The organism is Arsenicicoccus dermatophilus (assembly GCF_046267915.1).
GTDB lineage: Bacteria > Actinomycetota > Actinomycetes > Actinomycetales > Dermatophilaceae > Arsenicicoccus > Arsenicicoccus dermatophilus_A.
The window spans coordinates 666,117-681,552 of the sequence record NZ_CP176520.1 but is presented as its reverse complement, the minus strand read 5'-3'; the positions used below and the strand labels follow the sequence as shown (position 1 = coordinate 681,552).

The 15,436-nt window shown below is 74.6% G+C and carries 19 protein-coding genes; 3 read left to right on the top strand and 16 right to left on the bottom strand.

Features of this window, described 5'->3' with window-relative positions; genetic code table 11:
* Nucleotides 1-74: 74 nt before the first annotated feature.
* Both ACK2IS_RS03575 and ACK2IS_RS03570 read right to left on the bottom strand, forming a co-directional pair.
* Nucleotides 75-755: a response regulator gene (locus ACK2IS_RS03575; protein ID WP_409484790.1), complete on the bottom strand. Its 681-nt coding sequence runs from the start codon at nucleotides 753-755 to the stop codon at nucleotides 75-77.
* Between the two features lie 38 nt (nucleotides 756-793).
* Nucleotides 794-1,978, bottom strand: coding sequence for a sensor histidine kinase (locus tag ACK2IS_RS03570; protein ID WP_409484789.1), 1,185 nt, complete (start codon nucleotides 1,976-1,978; stop codon nucleotides 794-796).
* 308 nt (nucleotides 1,979-2,286) lie between these two features.
* Here ACK2IS_RS03570 and phoU point away from each other — a divergent pair, with 308 nt between their 5' ends.
* Nucleotides 2,287-2,973 (top strand): phosphate signaling complex protein PhoU, encoded by a 687-nt coding sequence (gene phoU / locus ACK2IS_RS03565; RefSeq protein ID WP_409484788.1) that lies wholly within the window; start codon nucleotides 2,287-2,289, stop codon nucleotides 2,971-2,973.
* Between the two features lie 108 nt (nucleotides 2,974-3,081).
* Here phoU and ACK2IS_RS03560 read toward each other — a convergent pair whose 3' ends face one another.
* The 3 genes from ACK2IS_RS03560 to mshA are packed head-to-tail and all read right to left on the bottom strand — an operon-like array spanning nucleotide 3,082 to nucleotide 5,673.
* A complete protein-coding gene (locus ACK2IS_RS03560) occupies nucleotides 3,082-3,825 on the bottom strand; it encodes a phosphoglyceromutase (RefSeq protein WP_409484787.1) in 744 nt (247 codons plus the stop codon).
* A gap of 10 nt (nucleotides 3,826-3,835) precedes the next feature.
* Nucleotides 3,836-4,405, bottom strand: coding sequence for a YbjN domain-containing protein (locus tag ACK2IS_RS03555; protein ID WP_409484786.1), 570 nt, complete (start codon nucleotides 4,403-4,405; stop codon nucleotides 3,836-3,838).
* Nucleotides 4,402-5,673: a D-inositol-3-phosphate glycosyltransferase gene (gene mshA / locus ACK2IS_RS03550; protein WP_409484785.1), complete on the bottom strand. Its 1,272-nt coding sequence runs from the start codon at nucleotides 5,671-5,673 to the stop codon at nucleotides 4,402-4,404. Before mshA ends, ACK2IS_RS03555 begins: the two co-directional genes overlap by 4 nt.
* Before the next feature lie 99 nt (nucleotides 5,674-5,772).
* Between mshA and ACK2IS_RS03545 the strand changes: the two genes are divergently transcribed.
* Entirely contained in the window at nucleotides 5,773-6,561 is a 789-nt protein-coding gene (locus ACK2IS_RS03545; RefSeq protein ID WP_409484784.1) for a class I SAM-dependent methyltransferase, read from the top strand.
* A gap of 84 nt (nucleotides 6,562-6,645) precedes the next feature.
* Here ACK2IS_RS03545 and ACK2IS_RS03540 read toward each other — a convergent pair whose 3' ends face one another.
* Nucleotides 6,646-7,416, bottom strand: coding sequence for a CPBP family intramembrane glutamic endopeptidase (locus tag ACK2IS_RS03540; RefSeq protein WP_409484783.1), 771 nt, complete (start codon nucleotides 7,414-7,416; stop codon nucleotides 6,646-6,648).
* A 187-nt stretch (nucleotides 7,417-7,603) separates the two neighbouring features.
* Here ACK2IS_RS03540 and ACK2IS_RS03535 point away from each other — a divergent pair, with 187 nt between their 5' ends.
* Nucleotides 7,604-8,794, top strand: a complete 1,191-nt coding sequence (locus tag ACK2IS_RS03535; protein ID WP_409484782.1) for an MFS transporter — start codon at nucleotides 7,604-7,606, stop codon at nucleotides 8,792-8,794.
* Here ACK2IS_RS03535 and ACK2IS_RS03530 read toward each other — a convergent pair.
* From ACK2IS_RS03530 to ACK2IS_RS03485, 10 genes are all read right to left on the bottom strand, one after another.
* Complete coding sequence (locus ACK2IS_RS03530) at nucleotides 8,783-9,589, bottom strand: alpha/beta fold hydrolase (RefSeq protein ID WP_409484781.1); 807 nt, start codon at nucleotides 9,587-9,589, stop codon at nucleotides 8,783-8,785. The two genes, ACK2IS_RS03535 and ACK2IS_RS03530, sit on opposite strands and share 12 nt — an antisense overlap.
* Complete coding sequence (locus ACK2IS_RS03525; RefSeq protein WP_409484780.1) at nucleotides 9,586-9,906, bottom strand: DUF2516 family protein; 321 nt, start codon at nucleotides 9,904-9,906, stop codon at nucleotides 9,586-9,588. The genes ACK2IS_RS03530 and ACK2IS_RS03525 overlap by 4 nt, the downstream gene beginning before the upstream one ends.
* Nucleotides 9,907-9,922: 16 nt before the next feature.
* On the bottom strand, nucleotides 9,923-10,348 hold the full coding sequence (dtd, locus tag ACK2IS_RS03520; protein WP_409484779.1) for a D-aminoacyl-tRNA deacylase: 426 nt from the start codon (nucleotides 10,346-10,348) through the stop codon (nucleotides 9,923-9,925).
* 61 nt (nucleotides 10,349-10,409) lie between these two features.
* Nucleotides 10,410-11,279 (bottom strand): hypothetical protein, encoded by an 870-nt coding sequence (locus tag ACK2IS_RS03515; RefSeq protein WP_409484778.1) that lies wholly within the window; start codon nucleotides 11,277-11,279, stop codon nucleotides 10,410-10,412.
* The gene (locus ACK2IS_RS03510) at nucleotides 11,276-11,752 is read right to left on the bottom strand and encodes a helix-turn-helix domain-containing protein (protein ID WP_409484777.1); all 477 of its coding nucleotides are present in this window, start codon (nucleotides 11,750-11,752) and stop codon (nucleotides 11,276-11,278) included. The genes ACK2IS_RS03515 and ACK2IS_RS03510 overlap by 4 nt, the downstream gene beginning before the upstream one ends.
* A gap of 78 nt (nucleotides 11,753-11,830) precedes the next feature.
* Nucleotides 11,831-12,670 (bottom strand): 3-keto-5-aminohexanoate cleavage protein, encoded by an 840-nt coding sequence (locus ACK2IS_RS03505; RefSeq protein WP_409484776.1) that lies wholly within the window; start codon nucleotides 12,668-12,670, stop codon nucleotides 11,831-11,833.
* Nucleotides 12,671-12,714: 44 nt separating this feature from the next.
* A complete protein-coding gene (locus ACK2IS_RS03500; protein WP_409484775.1) occupies nucleotides 12,715-13,755 on the bottom strand; it encodes a YgfZ/GcvT domain-containing protein in 1,041 nt (346 codons plus the stop codon).
* On the bottom strand, nucleotides 13,752-14,255 hold the full coding sequence (locus tag ACK2IS_RS03495; RefSeq protein ID WP_409484774.1) for an FABP family protein: 504 nt from the start codon (nucleotides 14,253-14,255) through the stop codon (nucleotides 13,752-13,754). Before ACK2IS_RS03495 ends, ACK2IS_RS03500 begins: the two co-directional genes overlap by 4 nt.
* A gap of 20 nt (nucleotides 14,256-14,275) precedes the next feature.
* Nucleotides 14,276-15,109 (bottom strand): hypothetical protein, encoded by an 834-nt coding sequence (locus tag ACK2IS_RS03490; protein WP_409484773.1) that lies wholly within the window; start codon nucleotides 15,107-15,109, stop codon nucleotides 14,276-14,278.
* Between the two features lie 16 nt (nucleotides 15,110-15,125).
* Complete coding sequence (locus ACK2IS_RS03485; protein WP_409484772.1) at nucleotides 15,126-15,386, bottom strand: MoaD/ThiS family protein; 261 nt, start codon at nucleotides 15,384-15,386, stop codon at nucleotides 15,126-15,128.
* Nucleotides 15,387-15,436: the final 50 nt, after the last annotated feature.

Below are 15,436 nucleotides of genomic sequence, written 5' to 3'. Positions count from 1 at the left end.
GTCCGGTCGGCGGCAGGCACGACGGGAGGGGGTCCTGGCCGATGCCAGGGCCCCCTCCCGTCGTGGCGCGGGCGTCAGACCTCGAACTTGTAGCCCAGCCCGCGCACCGTGACGATGTGCACCGGCTGGCTCGGGTCCGGCTCGATCTTGGCGCGCAGCCGCTTGATGTGGACGTCGAGAGTCTTGGTGTCCCCGACGTAGTCGCTGCCCCAGACCCGGTCGATGAGCTGCATCCGGGTCAGGACCCGGCCGGCGTTGCGCAGCAGCATCTCCAGCAGCTCGAACTCCTTGAGCGGCAGCGCGGTCGGCTCGCCACCGACGGCCACGGTGTGCCGTTCCACGTCCATCCGTACCGGCCCCACCTCCAGGCTGGCGGGCACCAGCTCGTCGGTCTCCGTCATGCGCCGCAGGACGGCCTTGATGCGGGCCAGCAGCTCCCGGCTGGAGTAGGGCTTGGTCACGTAGTCGTCGGCGCCGAGCTCGAGCCCGACGACCTTGTCGATCTCGCTGTCCTTGGCGGTCAGCATGATGATCGGCACCGTGGACTTCTGGCGGATCGTGCGGCAGACGTCCACGCCGGAGACCCCCGGGAGCATCAGGTCCAGCAGCACCAGGTCGGTGCCGACCCGGTCGAAGTGGGACAGCGCCTCGGGCCCCGTCGCGGCGACGGCCACGTCGTAGCCCTCCCTGCGCAGGAGATAGGACAGGGGGTCGGAGATCGACTCCTCGTCCTCGACGACCAGGATGCGGGTCATGGTGTGCCTTCCTCGCTCGCCTGACGGCGCTCTCGATCCTAGGGTCCGACCGGTCCGGGCACGTGGGGCGAGGACTCGGTCAGGTCGGACAGGCCGGCGGAGGGCAGGGCGAGGGTGAACGTCGACCCCTGCCCCTCCTGGCTCCACAGCCGCACCTCGCCGCCGTGGTTGGCCGCCACGTGCTTGACGATGGACAGGCCGAGACCGGTGCCGCCCGTGGAGCGCGAGCGGGCCGGGTCCACGCGGTAGAACCGCTCGAAGACCCGGTCCTGCTCGTCGGCGGGGATGCCGGCACCGAGATCGCTGACGACCACCTCGACGAGCTCGCGGTGGCGCTCGACGACGACGCGCACCGGGCTGCCCTCGGCGGAGTAGGCCACGGCGTTGTCCACCAGGTTGCGGATGGCCGTGACGATGAGCTCGCGGTCGCCGAAGACCATGGCCGGGCGCGGGGCCGTGACCTCGATGCCGATGTCCTTGCCCTCGGCCACCAGCCGGCACCGGTCCGCCGCGTCCTGGGCGGCACCGCTGACGTCGACGAGCACCGGCTCGGTGAGGGTGTCGGCCACCTGGAGCCGGGACAGGTCCACGATCTCCTTGACCAGCTGGGTGAGCCGCTCGGCCTCGACCTTCATCCGGCTGGCGAAGCGATGCACCGCCGGCGGATCGTCGCAGGCGTCCTGCACGGCCTCGGCCAGGAGCACCAGCCCGCCGACCGGTGTCTTGAGCTCGTGGGAGACGTTCGCCACGAAGTCGCGGCGCACCTCGTCCACGCGGTTGGCGTGCGTGCGGTCCTCGACCAGCAGCAGCACGTGCCCCGTCGCCAGGCGGGCGGCGCGGACCAGCACCACCATGCGGCCGCGGCCGAGGGGACCTCGGGGCAGGTCGAGCTCGGACTCGTGGATCCGCCCGCTCACCCGGACCTCGCGGGCGATCTCCAGCAGCGCGCGGTGGACCAGCTCCCCCTCACGGACCAGACCGTGCTGCACGGCCGCCTGCGTGGAGCGAACCACCGCGTCCGAGTCGTCCAGCACGATGCCGATGGAGCGCAGCACCGCCAGGACGTTCTCCACACCGGGCTGCAGCTCGTCGCCGTCGGCAGCGGTGCTGCGGCGGGGGGTCATGTCCTCGGGTGCCTTCCATGGGTCGCTGCGGAGCGCGCGCGAGACGATCCGGTGCAGCACCGCCCCCCAGGGGCTGGTGCCGGACGTGACGGGATCCACGCGGTCGAGAATACGCAGACCGGACGCCTGGGCGAGCCGGTCCCGGACGAGCATGCCTCCCCGCGGGGTCCTGCAGGCGCCCGGAACGGCCTTCCTCGTCGCTGATCGCCAAGAGTTCACGTGCGATCCTCGGCTCGTTCACGCGCCGCTGGGGGTGGCGCGTGGACGGGGGTGGCACCGTCGGGCCTGGACCGCCGCGGCGGTCTGACGTGCGCGGACCCCCGCGGACTACGATCGGTCCCCCAGCCCCCCCGTCACGCAGCCGGACCTCGGCCGTGGGCACACACCAGCAGCATCGAGAGGAACCCATGCGCGACCAGTTCCACGAGGAGCTCGACAGGATCTCCGACCGCCTCGTCGAGATGTCCCGCCTCACCGGATCGGCCATCAGCCGCGCCACCACCGCTCTGCTCGACGGCGACCTCACGCTCGCCGAGTCCGTCATCGAGGCCGACGAGGCCATCGACGCGATCCGCCGCGAGCTCGACGACACCGCGGTCGACCTCCTCGCCCGCCAGCAGCCGGTGGCCACCGACCTGCGCATGGTCGTGACCGCGATGCGCATGAGCGCGGACCTCGAGCGGATGGGTGACCTCGCCCGCCACGTCGCCAAGGTCGCGCGCCTGCGCTACCCCGAGTCCGCCGTGCCGGCCGAGCTGCGCGGCACCATCACGCAGATGGGCCACGCCGCCGAGAAGATCGTCGCCCAGACCGGCTCGATCATCGCCGGCAAGGACGTCCAGGCGGCCCTGTCACTGGAGACCGCGGACGACGAGATGGACGCCCTGCACCGCCAGGTCTTCGAGCACCTGCTGGGCGGCCAGTGGAACGCCGGCGTCCAGGCCGCCGTCGACATCACCCTCATCGGCCGCTACTACGAGCGGTTCGCCGACCACGCCGTCTCGGTGTCCCGGCGCGTGGTCTACCTCGTCACCGGCGAGTGGCACTCCAGCACCGACCTGCTCGGCGTCGACGCCGGCGACGACGACCAGTGATGCCGACCGGCTGCTGACGCCCGCCCGCGGCGTCCCCCGCGCGCAGCCGCAGGTATGACGAGAGCCGCGCACCTCACCGGGAGGTGCGCGGCTCTCGTCGTACCGGGATCACCGGCCCTGGTTGGCCACCGCCTCGGCCGCAGCCCTGGCGGCCTCCGGGTCGAGGTACTCACCACCGGGGACGGTGGGCCTCATCGACTCGTCGAGGCGGTAGACCAGCGGCATGCCGGTCGGGATGTTCAGCCCTGCGATGTCCTCGTCGGAGATGCCGTCGAGGTGCTTGACCAGTGCGCGCAGCGAGTTGCCGTGGGCGGCCACGAGGACGGTCCTGCCGGCCTCGAGGTCGGGGACGATGTCGGACTCCCAGTAGGGCACCATGCGGGCGACGACGTCCTTGAGGCACTCGGTCCGGGGCATCGCGTCGCCGAGCCCGGCGTAGCGTGCGTCGCCGGCCTGCGACCACTCGTTGTCGTCGGCGATCTGCGGCGGCGGGGTGTCGTAGGAGCGACGCCACAGCATGAACTGCTCCTCGCCGTACTGCTCCTTGGTCTGCTTCTTGTCCTTGCCCTGCAGGTCGCCGTAGTGGCGCTCGTTGAGGCGCCAGTCGCGCCTGACCGGGATCCAGTGGCGGTCGCACGCGTCGAGCGCGGTGTGCGCGGTGTTGATCGCGCGACGCAGCAGCGAGGTGTGGACGACGTCCGGGAGCAGGTCGGCGTCGCGCATCTGCTCGCCGCCGCGGACGGCCTCGGCGCGACCCTTGTCGGACAGCTCGACGTCGACCCAGCCGGTGAAGAGGTTCTTGGCGTTCCACTCGCTCTCGCCGTGGCGGAGCAGGATCAGCGTGTAGGTCATGCCCCCGACCCTATCGGGTGGGGCCCGGCCGCTCACCCGGGGTGGCGTCGCCCCGACCGTCGGGGTCCGGCGCGTCCGCGGGTCGCAGGTGCGCGAAGGCCGCCAGGTTGTGCGTCGGCTCGCCGTGCTTGAGCCGCCACGCCCACTCCTTGCGGATGCTCGTGGCGAAGCCGATCTCCAGCAGCTCGTCGAAGGGCCGGTCGGCCGCCTCCAGCGCCGCGCCGAAGAGCTGGTCCAGGTAGCCGTCGTCCACGGCACCCAGCGGGACCTGGGAGGTGACGTAGACGTCGCCGCTCGCGTCGATCGCGTAGCCCAGCCCGCGCAGCCGCAGGTTGCGCCGCAGCAGGGCGCGGTAGAACTCCTCGTGGGCCTCGTCGGGGTTGCGGATGACGAAGGCGCTGCCCGTCATCCCCCGCGAGCCCACCAGCAGCGACACGACCGTCTGCAGCTTGCGCTCCCCCGGCAGGGTCACGACGAGCTCGCCCGCGCGGGCGCCCGGCTCGCACTCCAGCCCTTGCTCCTCGCAGAACCGCTCGACGACGGCGAGGACGGTGGCCGGGGAGCGCGGTGCGTCGGTCATGAGGCCAGGGTACGGCGGTGGTGGGACCCGACGGCGGTGGTGTAGACCTCCAGCAGCCGGTCCACGCTGCGCTCCCAGGAGAAGCCTCGGGCGTGAGCGGCGGCGCGGGTGCGCAGGCCCGGCAGGTCGGGGTGGTCCAGCAGCGCGGCGACGGCGTCGGCCCAGGCGGCCGGCTCGTGCCCGGGGACCAGCAGCCCCGCGTCGCCGACGGCGGTGGGCAGCCCCCCGACCCGGGTCGCCGCGACAGGGGCGCCGCACGCCAGCGCCTCGATCGCCACCAGCCCGAAGGACTCGTTGTGGCTCGGGACGGTGACCACGTCGGCGGCGCGGAACCAGTCGGCCAGCTCCGGACGCGTGGCCTGGTGGTGCCAGACCATCCGGTCGGCGATCCCCAGGTCGTCCGCGAGGCGCCGCAGGTGGTCGGGATCGCCATACCCCCCGGCGCTGTCCCCGCCGAGGACCGCCACCCTCAGGCGCGGCCGCAGCCCGGGCCGCCGGCGCAGCAGCTCCGCCGCGGCCCGCACGAGCACGTCCGGCGCCTTCAACGGCTGGATCCGGCCGACGAAGAGCAGCAGCACGGCGTCGTCGGGCAGGTCCTGACCCAGGCCGCGCAGCCGGGCCCGGGCCTCGGGCTGCGGCGCCGGGTGGAAGGTCTCCAGGTCGACGCCCGGTGGGACCACCGCGACCCGGTCGGGGTCGGCGTCGTAGAGCTCGACCAGCTCGCGCCGCTCGGTCTCGGTGTTGGCCACCAGCTCGTCCGCGACCGCGACGACCTGCTCCTCGCCGATCTCGCGACCCGGAGGCTCGGGCGAGTCCCCCTGCGCCAACGAGAGGTTCTTGACCTTGGCCATGGTGTGCATGGTGTGCACCAGCGGCACCTGCCACCGCTCGGCGGCCAGCCAGCCCACCTGCCCGGACAGCCAGTAGTGGGAGTGGACGAGGTCGTAGTGCCCCTCCGGGGCCATCGCCTCGGCGCGCATCACGCCCGCCGTGACGGCGCACAGCTGACCGGGCAGGTCGAGCTTGCCCAGCCCCTCGAAGGGCCCCGCCGTCACGTGGCGCACGGTCACGCCGTCCTCGAGGGGGACGCAGACCGGGATCCGGCCGCTGGTGGCGCGGGTGAAGATGTCGACCTCGACGCCGCGGCGGGCGATGCGGCGGGCGGTCTCGGCGACGTAGACGTTCATCCCGCCCGCGTCCCCGCTGCCGGGCGTCGCCAGGGGCGAGGTGTGAACGCTCAGCATCGCGATCCGGTGCAGCTGCGACATGGGTCCTCCGTGGGTCGACGCACCGACGGAAACCCCCGACCTACCCCCCGGTATTCCCGGTGGGACCACCCGTCCAGGTCGCCCGCCTAGTCTGGTGCGGTGGTCAGGCACTCCCCCATCGGCACCGTCACCCGGGGGACCACCAACCCCAACCGCCTGCGGCGCAACGACCGCTGGCTGGCCGGACCGGCGGCGTGGCGGCTGCGGGCGGCGTCGGCACCGGTGGCGGTCGACCTGGGGTACGGCGCCTCCCCCGTCACGGCGGTCGAGCTGCACGCGCGGCTGGTGCGGGTGCGGGCGGACGTGCGCGTCGTGGGGATCGAGATCGACCCGGCGCGCGTGGCGCAGGCCCTCCCGCTGGAGCGGCCGGGCCTGAGCTTCCGGCTCGGCGGCTTCGAGGTGCCGTTGGACGGCGAGTCCGCCACCGTCATCCGGGCCTTCAACGTGCTGCGGCAGTACGACGAGCCCGCGGTGCCCGCGGCCTGGGCGCGGCTGCGCGCGCGGCTCGCGCCCGAGGGCGTGCTCGTGGACGGAACCTGCGACGAGATCGGGCGGCTCGCGTCCTGGGTCGCCCTGGACCGGTCCGGCCCGCTCTCCCTGACCTGCTCCTGGCGCCTGCGGGGCCTGGAACGACCCGGTGTCGTGGCCGAGCGACTGCCCAAGGCGCTGATCCACCGCAACGTCCCCGGGGAGCGGGTGCACCGGTGGCTCGCGGCGGTGGACGCGCAGTGGGCCCGGCAGGCGCCGCTCGCGTCGTACGGCGCGCGCCAGCGCTTCCTCGCGACGGCGGGCGCGCTCCGCGACCAGGGTTGGCCGGTGCTCGACGGCCCGGCGCGGTGGCGGCTGGGCGAGCTGACCGTGGCGTGGGCGGCCGTGGCCCCCTCCTGAACGCGGGTCTCCCGTCGTGCGCGGGTCTCCCGTCGTGCTCCGGGCCGGCCCGTCGTGCGCGGGGCCGGGCCGGCCGTCGTGGCGTCAGGCCCGGGCCGCCGCCAGCGCCGGCCACGAGCGCCAGCTCGCCCGGTGCCGCCAGGCCCGCACGACGAGCAGCAGCAGCGAGACGATCACGATCGCGTCCACCAGCAGGCCGATCAGCCCGGGGCTGTAGAGGTCGCCCGCATGGGCGGCGAACAAGCCGAAGTCCACGGTGGCGTGCCAGGCGACCAGGGCCCAGATGTTGCGGGTGCCGAGGTAGAGCGCGGCGAAGCACACCCCGAAGCCCAGGGCCCCGACGGACTGGCCCACCGCCGCCGACAGCGGCATACCGCCGGTCACGTTGACCAGATGGACCGCTCCGAAGCTGACGACGGACAGGACGGTGCACCCGACCAGCGAGCGCCAGGTCGGCCCGGCCGCGTCCAGGAGGTACTTGCGGAACATCCCCTCCTCGGCGAACCCGATGAGCAGGGCCAGGACCGCCGAGCTGATCAGCACCGGGGAGAACATCCCCCGGGCCAGGGCCTCCACCCAGACCACGACGACGGTCAGGACGGCGGCCAGGGGCAGCAGGTGCACCGCCGTGCCGTCAGGGCCGCGACGCAGCAGGGACCTCACCGGTGGCCAGGCGCCGCGCTGCACCCACCACACGAGCCCGGCCAGGACGAGCATCTGCGGCAGCGCCGCCCAGGTGATGCGCGGGTCGGAGTACTCGATCCCCGCCCGCGCCAGGAGCGCGAACCCGGTCGCGCTGACGGCGTAGTAGGCGGCGATCGTGGCGAGCAGCCGCCCGAGCGGTCGTGACGTCATGCTGGTTCCCCCCCTGCGCCGGGGCCCTCGCCCCGGGTCGATCCGTTCCGGTGATCCGGGGAACCTAGATCCCCGCGCTGGGCGGAGGCTTCGAGCAGACCGGGAAGGACCAGGGAACTCGCTAGGTTGGCCTCACCACCCCGCGCGAGAGGACGCCGTGCCCAGCAGCTGCGCCACCCCCGGCCCGATGACCACCGTCACCCCCGAGTCCGCCCGCCGCGCCGCGTGGGCGGTCGCCGCCGTCTTCGCCGTCAACGGCATGGGCTTCGCCACCTGGTCCTCGCGGATCCCCGCGATCAGGGCCGCCCTGCACCTGGAGCCCGACACGCTCGGCGCCCTGCTCGTGTGCGGCTCGGTGGGCTCCCTGGTGGGTCTGCCCCTCGCCGGCGCGATCACGAGCCGGATCGGGGCGGCGCGGACCGTGCTCGCCGGCCTGGCGGTCTTCGTCGTCGGCCTGGCCACGCTCGGCGTCGCGACCGACCTGCTGCACCTGGTGCCCCTCGCCGGGGTGGGCTTCGCGCTCGTCGGGCTGGGGATCGGCAGCTGGGACGTCGCCATGAACATCGAGGGCGCCGCCGTGGAGCAGCACCTGGGCCGGGCGATCATGCCGTGGTTCCACGCGGCCTTCTCCGCGGGCACGGTCCTGATGGCGCTGGTCACCGCGGGCCTGGCCTACCTGCACGTCCCGGTGTGGACCCACCTGCTCGCCGTCGCGGCCGCCTGGCCGCTGCTCGGGGCGCTGGCGGTGCGGGGCTTCGTCCCGGGCGGCGAGGCCGAGCACCACGAGGGGCGTCCTTCCGCGGCGTCGGCCTGGCGCGAGCGGCGGACCCTGCTCGTCGGCGTGGTCGTGCTCGTGGCGGCGCTCACCGAGGGAACGGCGAACGACTGGGTGGCCGTGGCCCTGGTCGACGGCTACGAGCTGCCGCAGTGGGCAGGGGTCCTGGGCTTCGCGGTCTTCCTGACGGCCATGACGGTGGGTCGGCTGCTCGGCACCGCCGCCCTGGACCGGCACGGCCGGGTGCCGGTGCTGCGGGTGCTCTTCGTCCTGGCGGCCGTGGGCTCGCTCCTCGTGGTCCTCGGCGGGCCCGTCCTGGCGTATGTCGGTGCCGCGATCTGGGGCGTGGGGGCGAGCCTCGGCTTCCCCGTCGGCATGTCCGCGGCGTCCGACGACCCGCGCCGCTCGGCCGCCCGGGTGAGCGTCGTGTCCACCATCGGCTACCTCGCCTTCCTGGCCGGGCCGCCCTTCCTCGGGTTCCTGGGCAGCCGGGTGGGGGTGCTGCACTCCCTGCTGCTCGTGGGGGCGCTCGCGCTCCTCGCGCTCGTGCTGGTGCCCGCGACCCGCGAGCAGACCTGCCGCGAGGAGCCCTCAGCCGCCTAGGAATCCGCTGACGAGGCGGCGGACCTCGTCGCGGTGCGCCCAGAGCAGGCCGCCCGGTGGGAGCACGTGCACCTCGGCCTGCGGGAGCACCTCGCCGAGGCGGCGGGCCACCTGCGCGGGGTGCACCTCGTCGTCCTCCTGGGCGAGCACGAGCACCGGGCAGGCGACGGCAGCCAGGTCGGAGGCGGACCCGACCGCCGCCTGTCCTGGCATCGTCGCCAGCGCGCGGGCCAGGCCGGCGCGGTTGACCCGGCCGTCCGTGACGGCGTCGGCCATGGACCGGGCCCACCGGTCGGCGGCGCCCGCGGCACCACCCGCCCCGGCCCCTGCGCCCATGTCACCGGCGAAGAGCTCGTAGGCCGCCTCCGCGTCCCCCTCCGCCAGCCGGCGGGCCAGACGGTGCACCTCGTGGACGGCCGCGCCGCGACGCGGCTCGTCCAGGGCCGGTGGCAGGACCAGGGCCACCCGCTCGAAGCGGTCCGGGGTCCGGGTCAGCAGCCGCAGGAGCGCGGCCGCCCCCAGGGACACGCCCAGGGCCCGGGTCGCCCCGACGTGGTCCGCCACCGCGCGCAGCTCGTCGGCGAGGTCGGCGTAGGTCCACGGCAGGTCCGGCGTCACCGAGGCGCCGTGCCCGCGGAAGTGGAAGAAGGTCCGGGTCCCGCGGACCCCCGAGGCGAACGGGCGGGTGGACTCGATGGCCGCCCCCACCCCGTGCGCGAACACCGTGGCCGGGTCGCCGCGCCCCACGGTCAGGACCTCCAGCGGCCCGGCCGGACCCTCGACGAAGGTCGTCACCACGGGCCGTAGGGGCCGTCCGAGCGGCCCGCGCCCAGCACGGCCCGCAGCGCCGGCCGTACGTCGACCCAGTAGACGATGATCGCCACCACGGCGACCAGACCGAGCAGGCTGAGCGGCCCGAAGGCGAAGACCACGAGGGCCGACCCACCGAGGATGGCGCCCCACCCGGCCTTGGTGAGCTTGCCCGCGGCCCGGAAGGCGTCCTCGCGGGTCCGCAGCACCTGGCCCAGGCCGACGAGGGCGCCGACCACGGCGGCGAGCATCAGGGCCGAGGTGATCAGGCCCTGGAGGGTGAAGGAGAGATCGGCGAGCACCCCGGCAGCGTAGCCGTCAGACGTCCACGATCACGGTGAACGGGCCGTCGTTGACCGACGCGACGTCCATCATCGCGCCGAACCGGCCCGTCTCCACGTGGATCCCGCGCTCGCGGACCGCGGCCACCACGGCGTCGACCAGCGGCTCCGCGACCGGCCCGGGGGCGGCCGCCGACCAGGACGGGCGACGGCCCTTGCGCGTGTCGCCGTACAGCGTGAACTGGCTGACCACCAGCACCGGGGCGCCCGCGTCGAGGACGCTGCGCTCGTCGTCGAGGATCCGCAGCTCGGTGATCTTGCGGGCCATGGCCGCGACCTGGTCGGGGCCGTCGTCGTGGGTGACGCCCAGCAGGACGAGGAGCCCGGGCGAGGTGATCTGCCCGACCACCTCGCCCGCCACGACGACGCTCGCGGCGGTGACTCGGGTGATGACGGCGCGCACGGCAGCTCCAGGTGGGGCGAGGGGTCGGAGGGCGGTCAGCCCTCCGACCCTACTCGGCCGGTCACGGCGCGGCAGCCTCGACGTCCGGGGCCTCGACCTGCCCACGGGAGGTGCCGGTGGTCGCGGACGACGCGTCTGCCCCGGCGGTGCGGGGGCGGCGCGGCGCCCGGGCGGCCCTGGTGACCGCCGGGGTGTCTGCCTGTGCGCCCTCCTCGAGGTCGGCGATCGTGGTGGCGGACCGCATCGCTGTGGCCTTGCCGGCGACCGAGGCGCGGGAGGGCCGCTTGCTCGCCGTGGCCGGGGTGGTCTCGACGTCCTCGATCGTGGTGGCGCGCTTGGCCGTGCGCTTGCGCGGCGGGCGGGGGGTCTCGGCCTTGTCGTCCTTGGCGACGGCCCGGACGTTCTTGACCGGGGCGGTCTGGGCGCCCTCGCCCTCGACGACGGCGCCCTTGACGGTCACGGCGGCGGTGTCCTTGACGGTCACGGCGGCGGTGTCCTTGTCGTGGCCTCGGGTCTTGTCGGCCAGGCCCCGCACGGACGCGGCGACCTTGACGGTCGCCTCGGCCCGCTCGGCAGCGGCCCGGACCCGCCTGTCCTCGCGGATCTCCGCCACGCCGCGGCCCACGACGCGCTGGCCGCGCTGGGTCATCTCGGTGTACGCGTGGGACGCCAGGCTCGCCACGGTCAGCCCCTGGTTGAGCACCTGCTCGGGGGCGCCGTGGGCGACCCTGCCGGCCCTGACCGCCGCGTCGTGGGCCTCCTCGTTCGCCTTGGCGATGCGCTCCTCGAGGTCGGTGCGGATGGTCTCGGCGAGGGTCTCGACCTGGGCGAGGGTCTTCTTCAGCTGCTCGATCGCCAGGTCGGCGGCTCCGACGGCGGCGTAGACCGGCGTGACCGCCGGCTGCTTGGGGGCCTTCGACTTCTTGCTCATGGCGTGCTCCTCGGGGTGGTGGTGACGATGCTGCGGGACGTATGGCGGCGGGTGCCGGGCGGGGTGCCCGCCGGACCGGGGGCCGGGGTGCGGGCATGACCGGCGGGCGACCTCGTCGGCTCGACCATCCGGCGGTACCGGGCGATCAGCGACGCCCGCTGGGCCGGGGACAGGGCCGGGTCCGCCTCGATGGCGGCCACCACGTCGGAGCGCGCCGGCCGGGCCGCCTCCTCGTCGAGCAGGCCGGCCCGGACGTAGAGCGACTCCGCGGAGACCTGCAGCCCGGCGGCCAGGGCGTTGAGGATCTCGGCGCTGGGGCGGCGAAGCCCTCGCTCGATCTGGGACAGATAGGGATTGCTGACGCCCGCCAGCTCCGACAGCTGCCGCAGGCTCAGCTGGGCGGAGACCCGCTGCTCGCGCAGGTAGGCCCCCAGGTCGGGCCCGGGCAGCCGAGCGACAGGTAACCGTCCCATGACGGACAGTCTGCTTGCGATTGCAAGCAGAGGTCAACCGTGCGCGCCGTGACCCGGTCCGCCCGACGCCCCGCCCGGTCAGCGGGCGCGCTTGTCCTTGACCTGCAACAGCTCCCGGGCGTCCGCCGGCGACATGGCCGGGCGCTGCATGAGCTCGGCCAGCCGGGCCGCCCGCTCCACCAGCTGGGCGTTGTGCTCGACCTTGACGCCCCGCGCGAGGAACAGGTTGTCCTCCATCCCCACCCGCAGGTGACCGCCCGCCGCGACCGCGGTCGCCATGATCGGCAGGTGCCCCCGCCCGATGCCCGTCGCCGACCAGGACGTGACCTCGGCCGGCAGGGCGGCCACGCAGGCGAGCAGGGCCTGCGGCGTGGCCGGCGCGGCGCCCGGGACACCGAGGACGAGGTCACAGTGCACCCTTCCGCCGTACGGCAGTCCGCACTCCTCGATCAACCGCCCCAGGGCGTGCGCGTGGCCGAGGTCGAAGATCTCGAACTCCGGCACGACCTCCTGCTCCTGGGCGCGGACGTAGAGGTCCCGCATGAAGGGATGGGGGTTGAGGAACATCCCGTCGCCGAAGTTGGTGCTGCCGCAGGTGAGCGAGCAGGAGTCGGGGTCCGCGTCCAGGACCGCCAGGCGAGCCTCGAAGGGGTCGGTGATGGCGCCGCCGGTCGACAGCTGCACCACCAGGTCGGTCGTCTCGCGCAGCGCCGCCACGGTCTCGCGCAGCCGGCCCACGTCGAGGGTGGGCTCGTGCTGGTCGTCGCGGATGTGCACGTGGATCAGACCGGCCCCCGCCGCCTCGCAGCGCTGCGCGGTCTCGACGAGCTCTGCGAGCGTCGTCGGGAGGGTGGGGACGTCGGCCTTGGTGGACTCCGCGCCCGTCGCGGCCACGGTGATCAGGGTGGACTCAGACATGCCGCCATCGTGGCACAGGCCGCAGATCCTGCGGGTCCAGGGGGTTATCGAGCCACGATCTGCGTCTGGGCGGCGGCGATGCCGCAGATCGTCAGGTCGGCCTCCACGGGGGTGGAACGCTTGAGCACCGCCAGACCGATCGGGCCGTCCTCGTGGTGCCGGGCGACGGAGCTCAGCCGACCGACCACGCGGCCGTCCAGCTCCACGGGCGCGTCGCGCTCCGGCAGCAGGTGACCCGAGCCGTCCAGGTGCAGGAAGGCCAGCCGCCGCGGTGGTCGCCCCAGGTTGTGCACCCGGGCCACGGTCTCCTGACCGCGGTAGCAGCCCTTGTGCAGGTGCACCGCCGTCCGCAGCCAGTCCACCTCGTGCACGATCGTGCGGTGGTCCGTCTCGTGACTGAGCCGCGGCCGCCAGGCGGCGATCCGCAGGGCCTCGGCGGCCCAGGTGCCGGCGAGCGACCGGTCGGCCAGCCGGTCGGCGAGCTCGGCACGGGGCACGACCACCTCGCGCCAGCGACGGTCCGCGCCGGGATGGCCCTCGACGGGGCCGTAGGCCGCGGTGTCCGGCCCCAGGTGCGGCCAAGGGTCGCGCCAGGTGGGCGGCTCGCCCTCGGCGCCCTCCGCGTCGACGGGCTCCCCGACCACGGCATACGCCTCGGTCACGTCGTCGACCTCGACCCGCAGCAGGAACTGCATCCGCCGCAGCCAGGCCACCAGCGTCCCGGCGGTGCCCGGCTCCACGGTGATCCAGGTGGTCCCGCCGTCGTCGACGAGGTGCAGCGCGTGCTCGACGTGCCCGGTGGGGCTGAGCACCAGGTCCTCCACCGAGGTGCGCGGCGGTAGGCCGGTGAGCTGCTGGGTGGTGAGCGAGTGCAGCCAGGACAGGCGGTCCGGACCGGTCACCGTGACGACGCCGCGGTGCGACAGGTCCACGGCCGCCAGGCCCTCGAGGAGGAGGCGCTGCTCGCGCATGGGGTCGCCGTAGTGCGCGGCGACGCCCGCGTCCTCGCGCTCACCCGCGACGGCGTCGGGGCGCCGCAGGAGCGGTGAGACCTGGCGCCGGGGGTCCCCCGCCGCTGCGGTCACGGCACCCGCTTGAGCTGGGCGGACACGTGGGTCTGCAACGGCTGCCCCTCGGCGGCCATGTCCATGGCCCAGAAGAGCTCGCCGTTGACGTAGCCGTACATCCGCGAGCCGGCGGAGTAGTCCTTGGCCTCCGGTGAGCGCAGCACGCCGTCGGTCTTCATCATCAGCCGGGCCGGCTCGACGGTCCCGTAGTACATCTCCACGATGCCGGTCGGGTGGGCGAGCAGCAGCTCGCACTCCTTGCTCTCCTCGCCCGTCGGGCGCAGGTAGCCGACCTCGGTCGCCCGCGGCCGGATCGTGGTCCCCGCCTCGTCGAGCTCCCAGGTGCGCGAGCGCCACTCCAGGAAAGGACGCCCGTCGTGGGTGATCTCGAGCTCCTGGCCGAAGCGGCCCTCGCTGATCGTCGGGTAGGAGAACAGGCCGACACCCTCCCACCGCCCGATCATCCAGGCGAGGGGCAGCAGCGGCGCGGGCAGGTCCGTGGGGATCTCGAAGGGCACGGGTCGATGCTAGTCCCTGGTCAGTCCAGCAGGTGGCGCGTGACCATCTCGACCGCCGGGCCGCACACCAGCACCGAGACCACCCCGCTCACCAGCTGGGCGCGGTGGGCGACCAGCGTGGGCAACGGCGCCATCAGGGCCCGGGTGGCGACACCGAGCCCGGAGCAGGCGACGCCGAGCAGGACCGCGGCCGGCAGCGAGGATCCGACGAGCGCGGCCACCGCGAGCGCCGCCCCGGTGCCGGCGACGACGGCCCCGGGCACGATCGCCGGCCACCGGCGCGCCCGGTGCAGCAGCCACTCCACCAGGGTGGCGACCGCCAGGGCGGTGCAGGCGAGCAGTGACCCCCGCCCGCCCCCGGGCAGGCCCGGGACGGCCACCCAGGTGACCCCGGACGCGAGCAGGGCGAGGGCGAGCAGGGTGCCCGACAGGGAGGTGACCACGCGTGGGCGGCCGTCGCGACGCAGCAGCTGGTGCAGGAAGGCCGACACGACCCCCAGCGCCAGGGCGGCCGGGACCCAGCGCAGGCTCGCGCCGTCCCGGGGCAGCGCCACGGAGGCGAGGAGCAGCACCGCGGTGATGCCGACCGTGATGACGGTCCCCTTGCGGCTCGGCAGCCCGACGAGCCGGGTCCAGCCGGCGGTGAGCACCGCGAAGGCCAGGGCGACGGCGCCCACGGTCACGGGGCCGGCGGCCCCCCGGGCGCTCCCGGCCACCGCCAGCAGAACCGCAAGGACGACCGCGGCCAGGGCGACCAGGCTGCGCGCGGGCAGCTCGCGCACGGTGGTGGGGCGGGCGAACCGCCTCGCGTGCTGCCTCAGCTCGCGGCGACGGGAGGCGTCGGGTGAGGTCACGTCGCGCATCCTGCCATCACCCGCCGGCGAAGGGCGGCAGCACCTCGACGACGCCACCGGACGGCACCGGGGCGTCCAGGGCGACCGCGCGGCCACCGAGGAGGATGCTGCAGGCCGGGAGCACCGGGGCGAGGGCGGGTCGCGCCTCGACCGCGGCGGCCAGCACGTCGGCGACCGTGCGCGGACCCGCCGCGAGGGTCAGGGTGTCGGACGGTGCCCCGGCGGCGGCCCGGGCCCCGGCCCAGTACCTCACCTCGACGGTGTGCGCGCTGACCACGGCTCTCCTCGGTCGTGCGGACGGTGCTCACCCCATGGTCGCATCCCGCG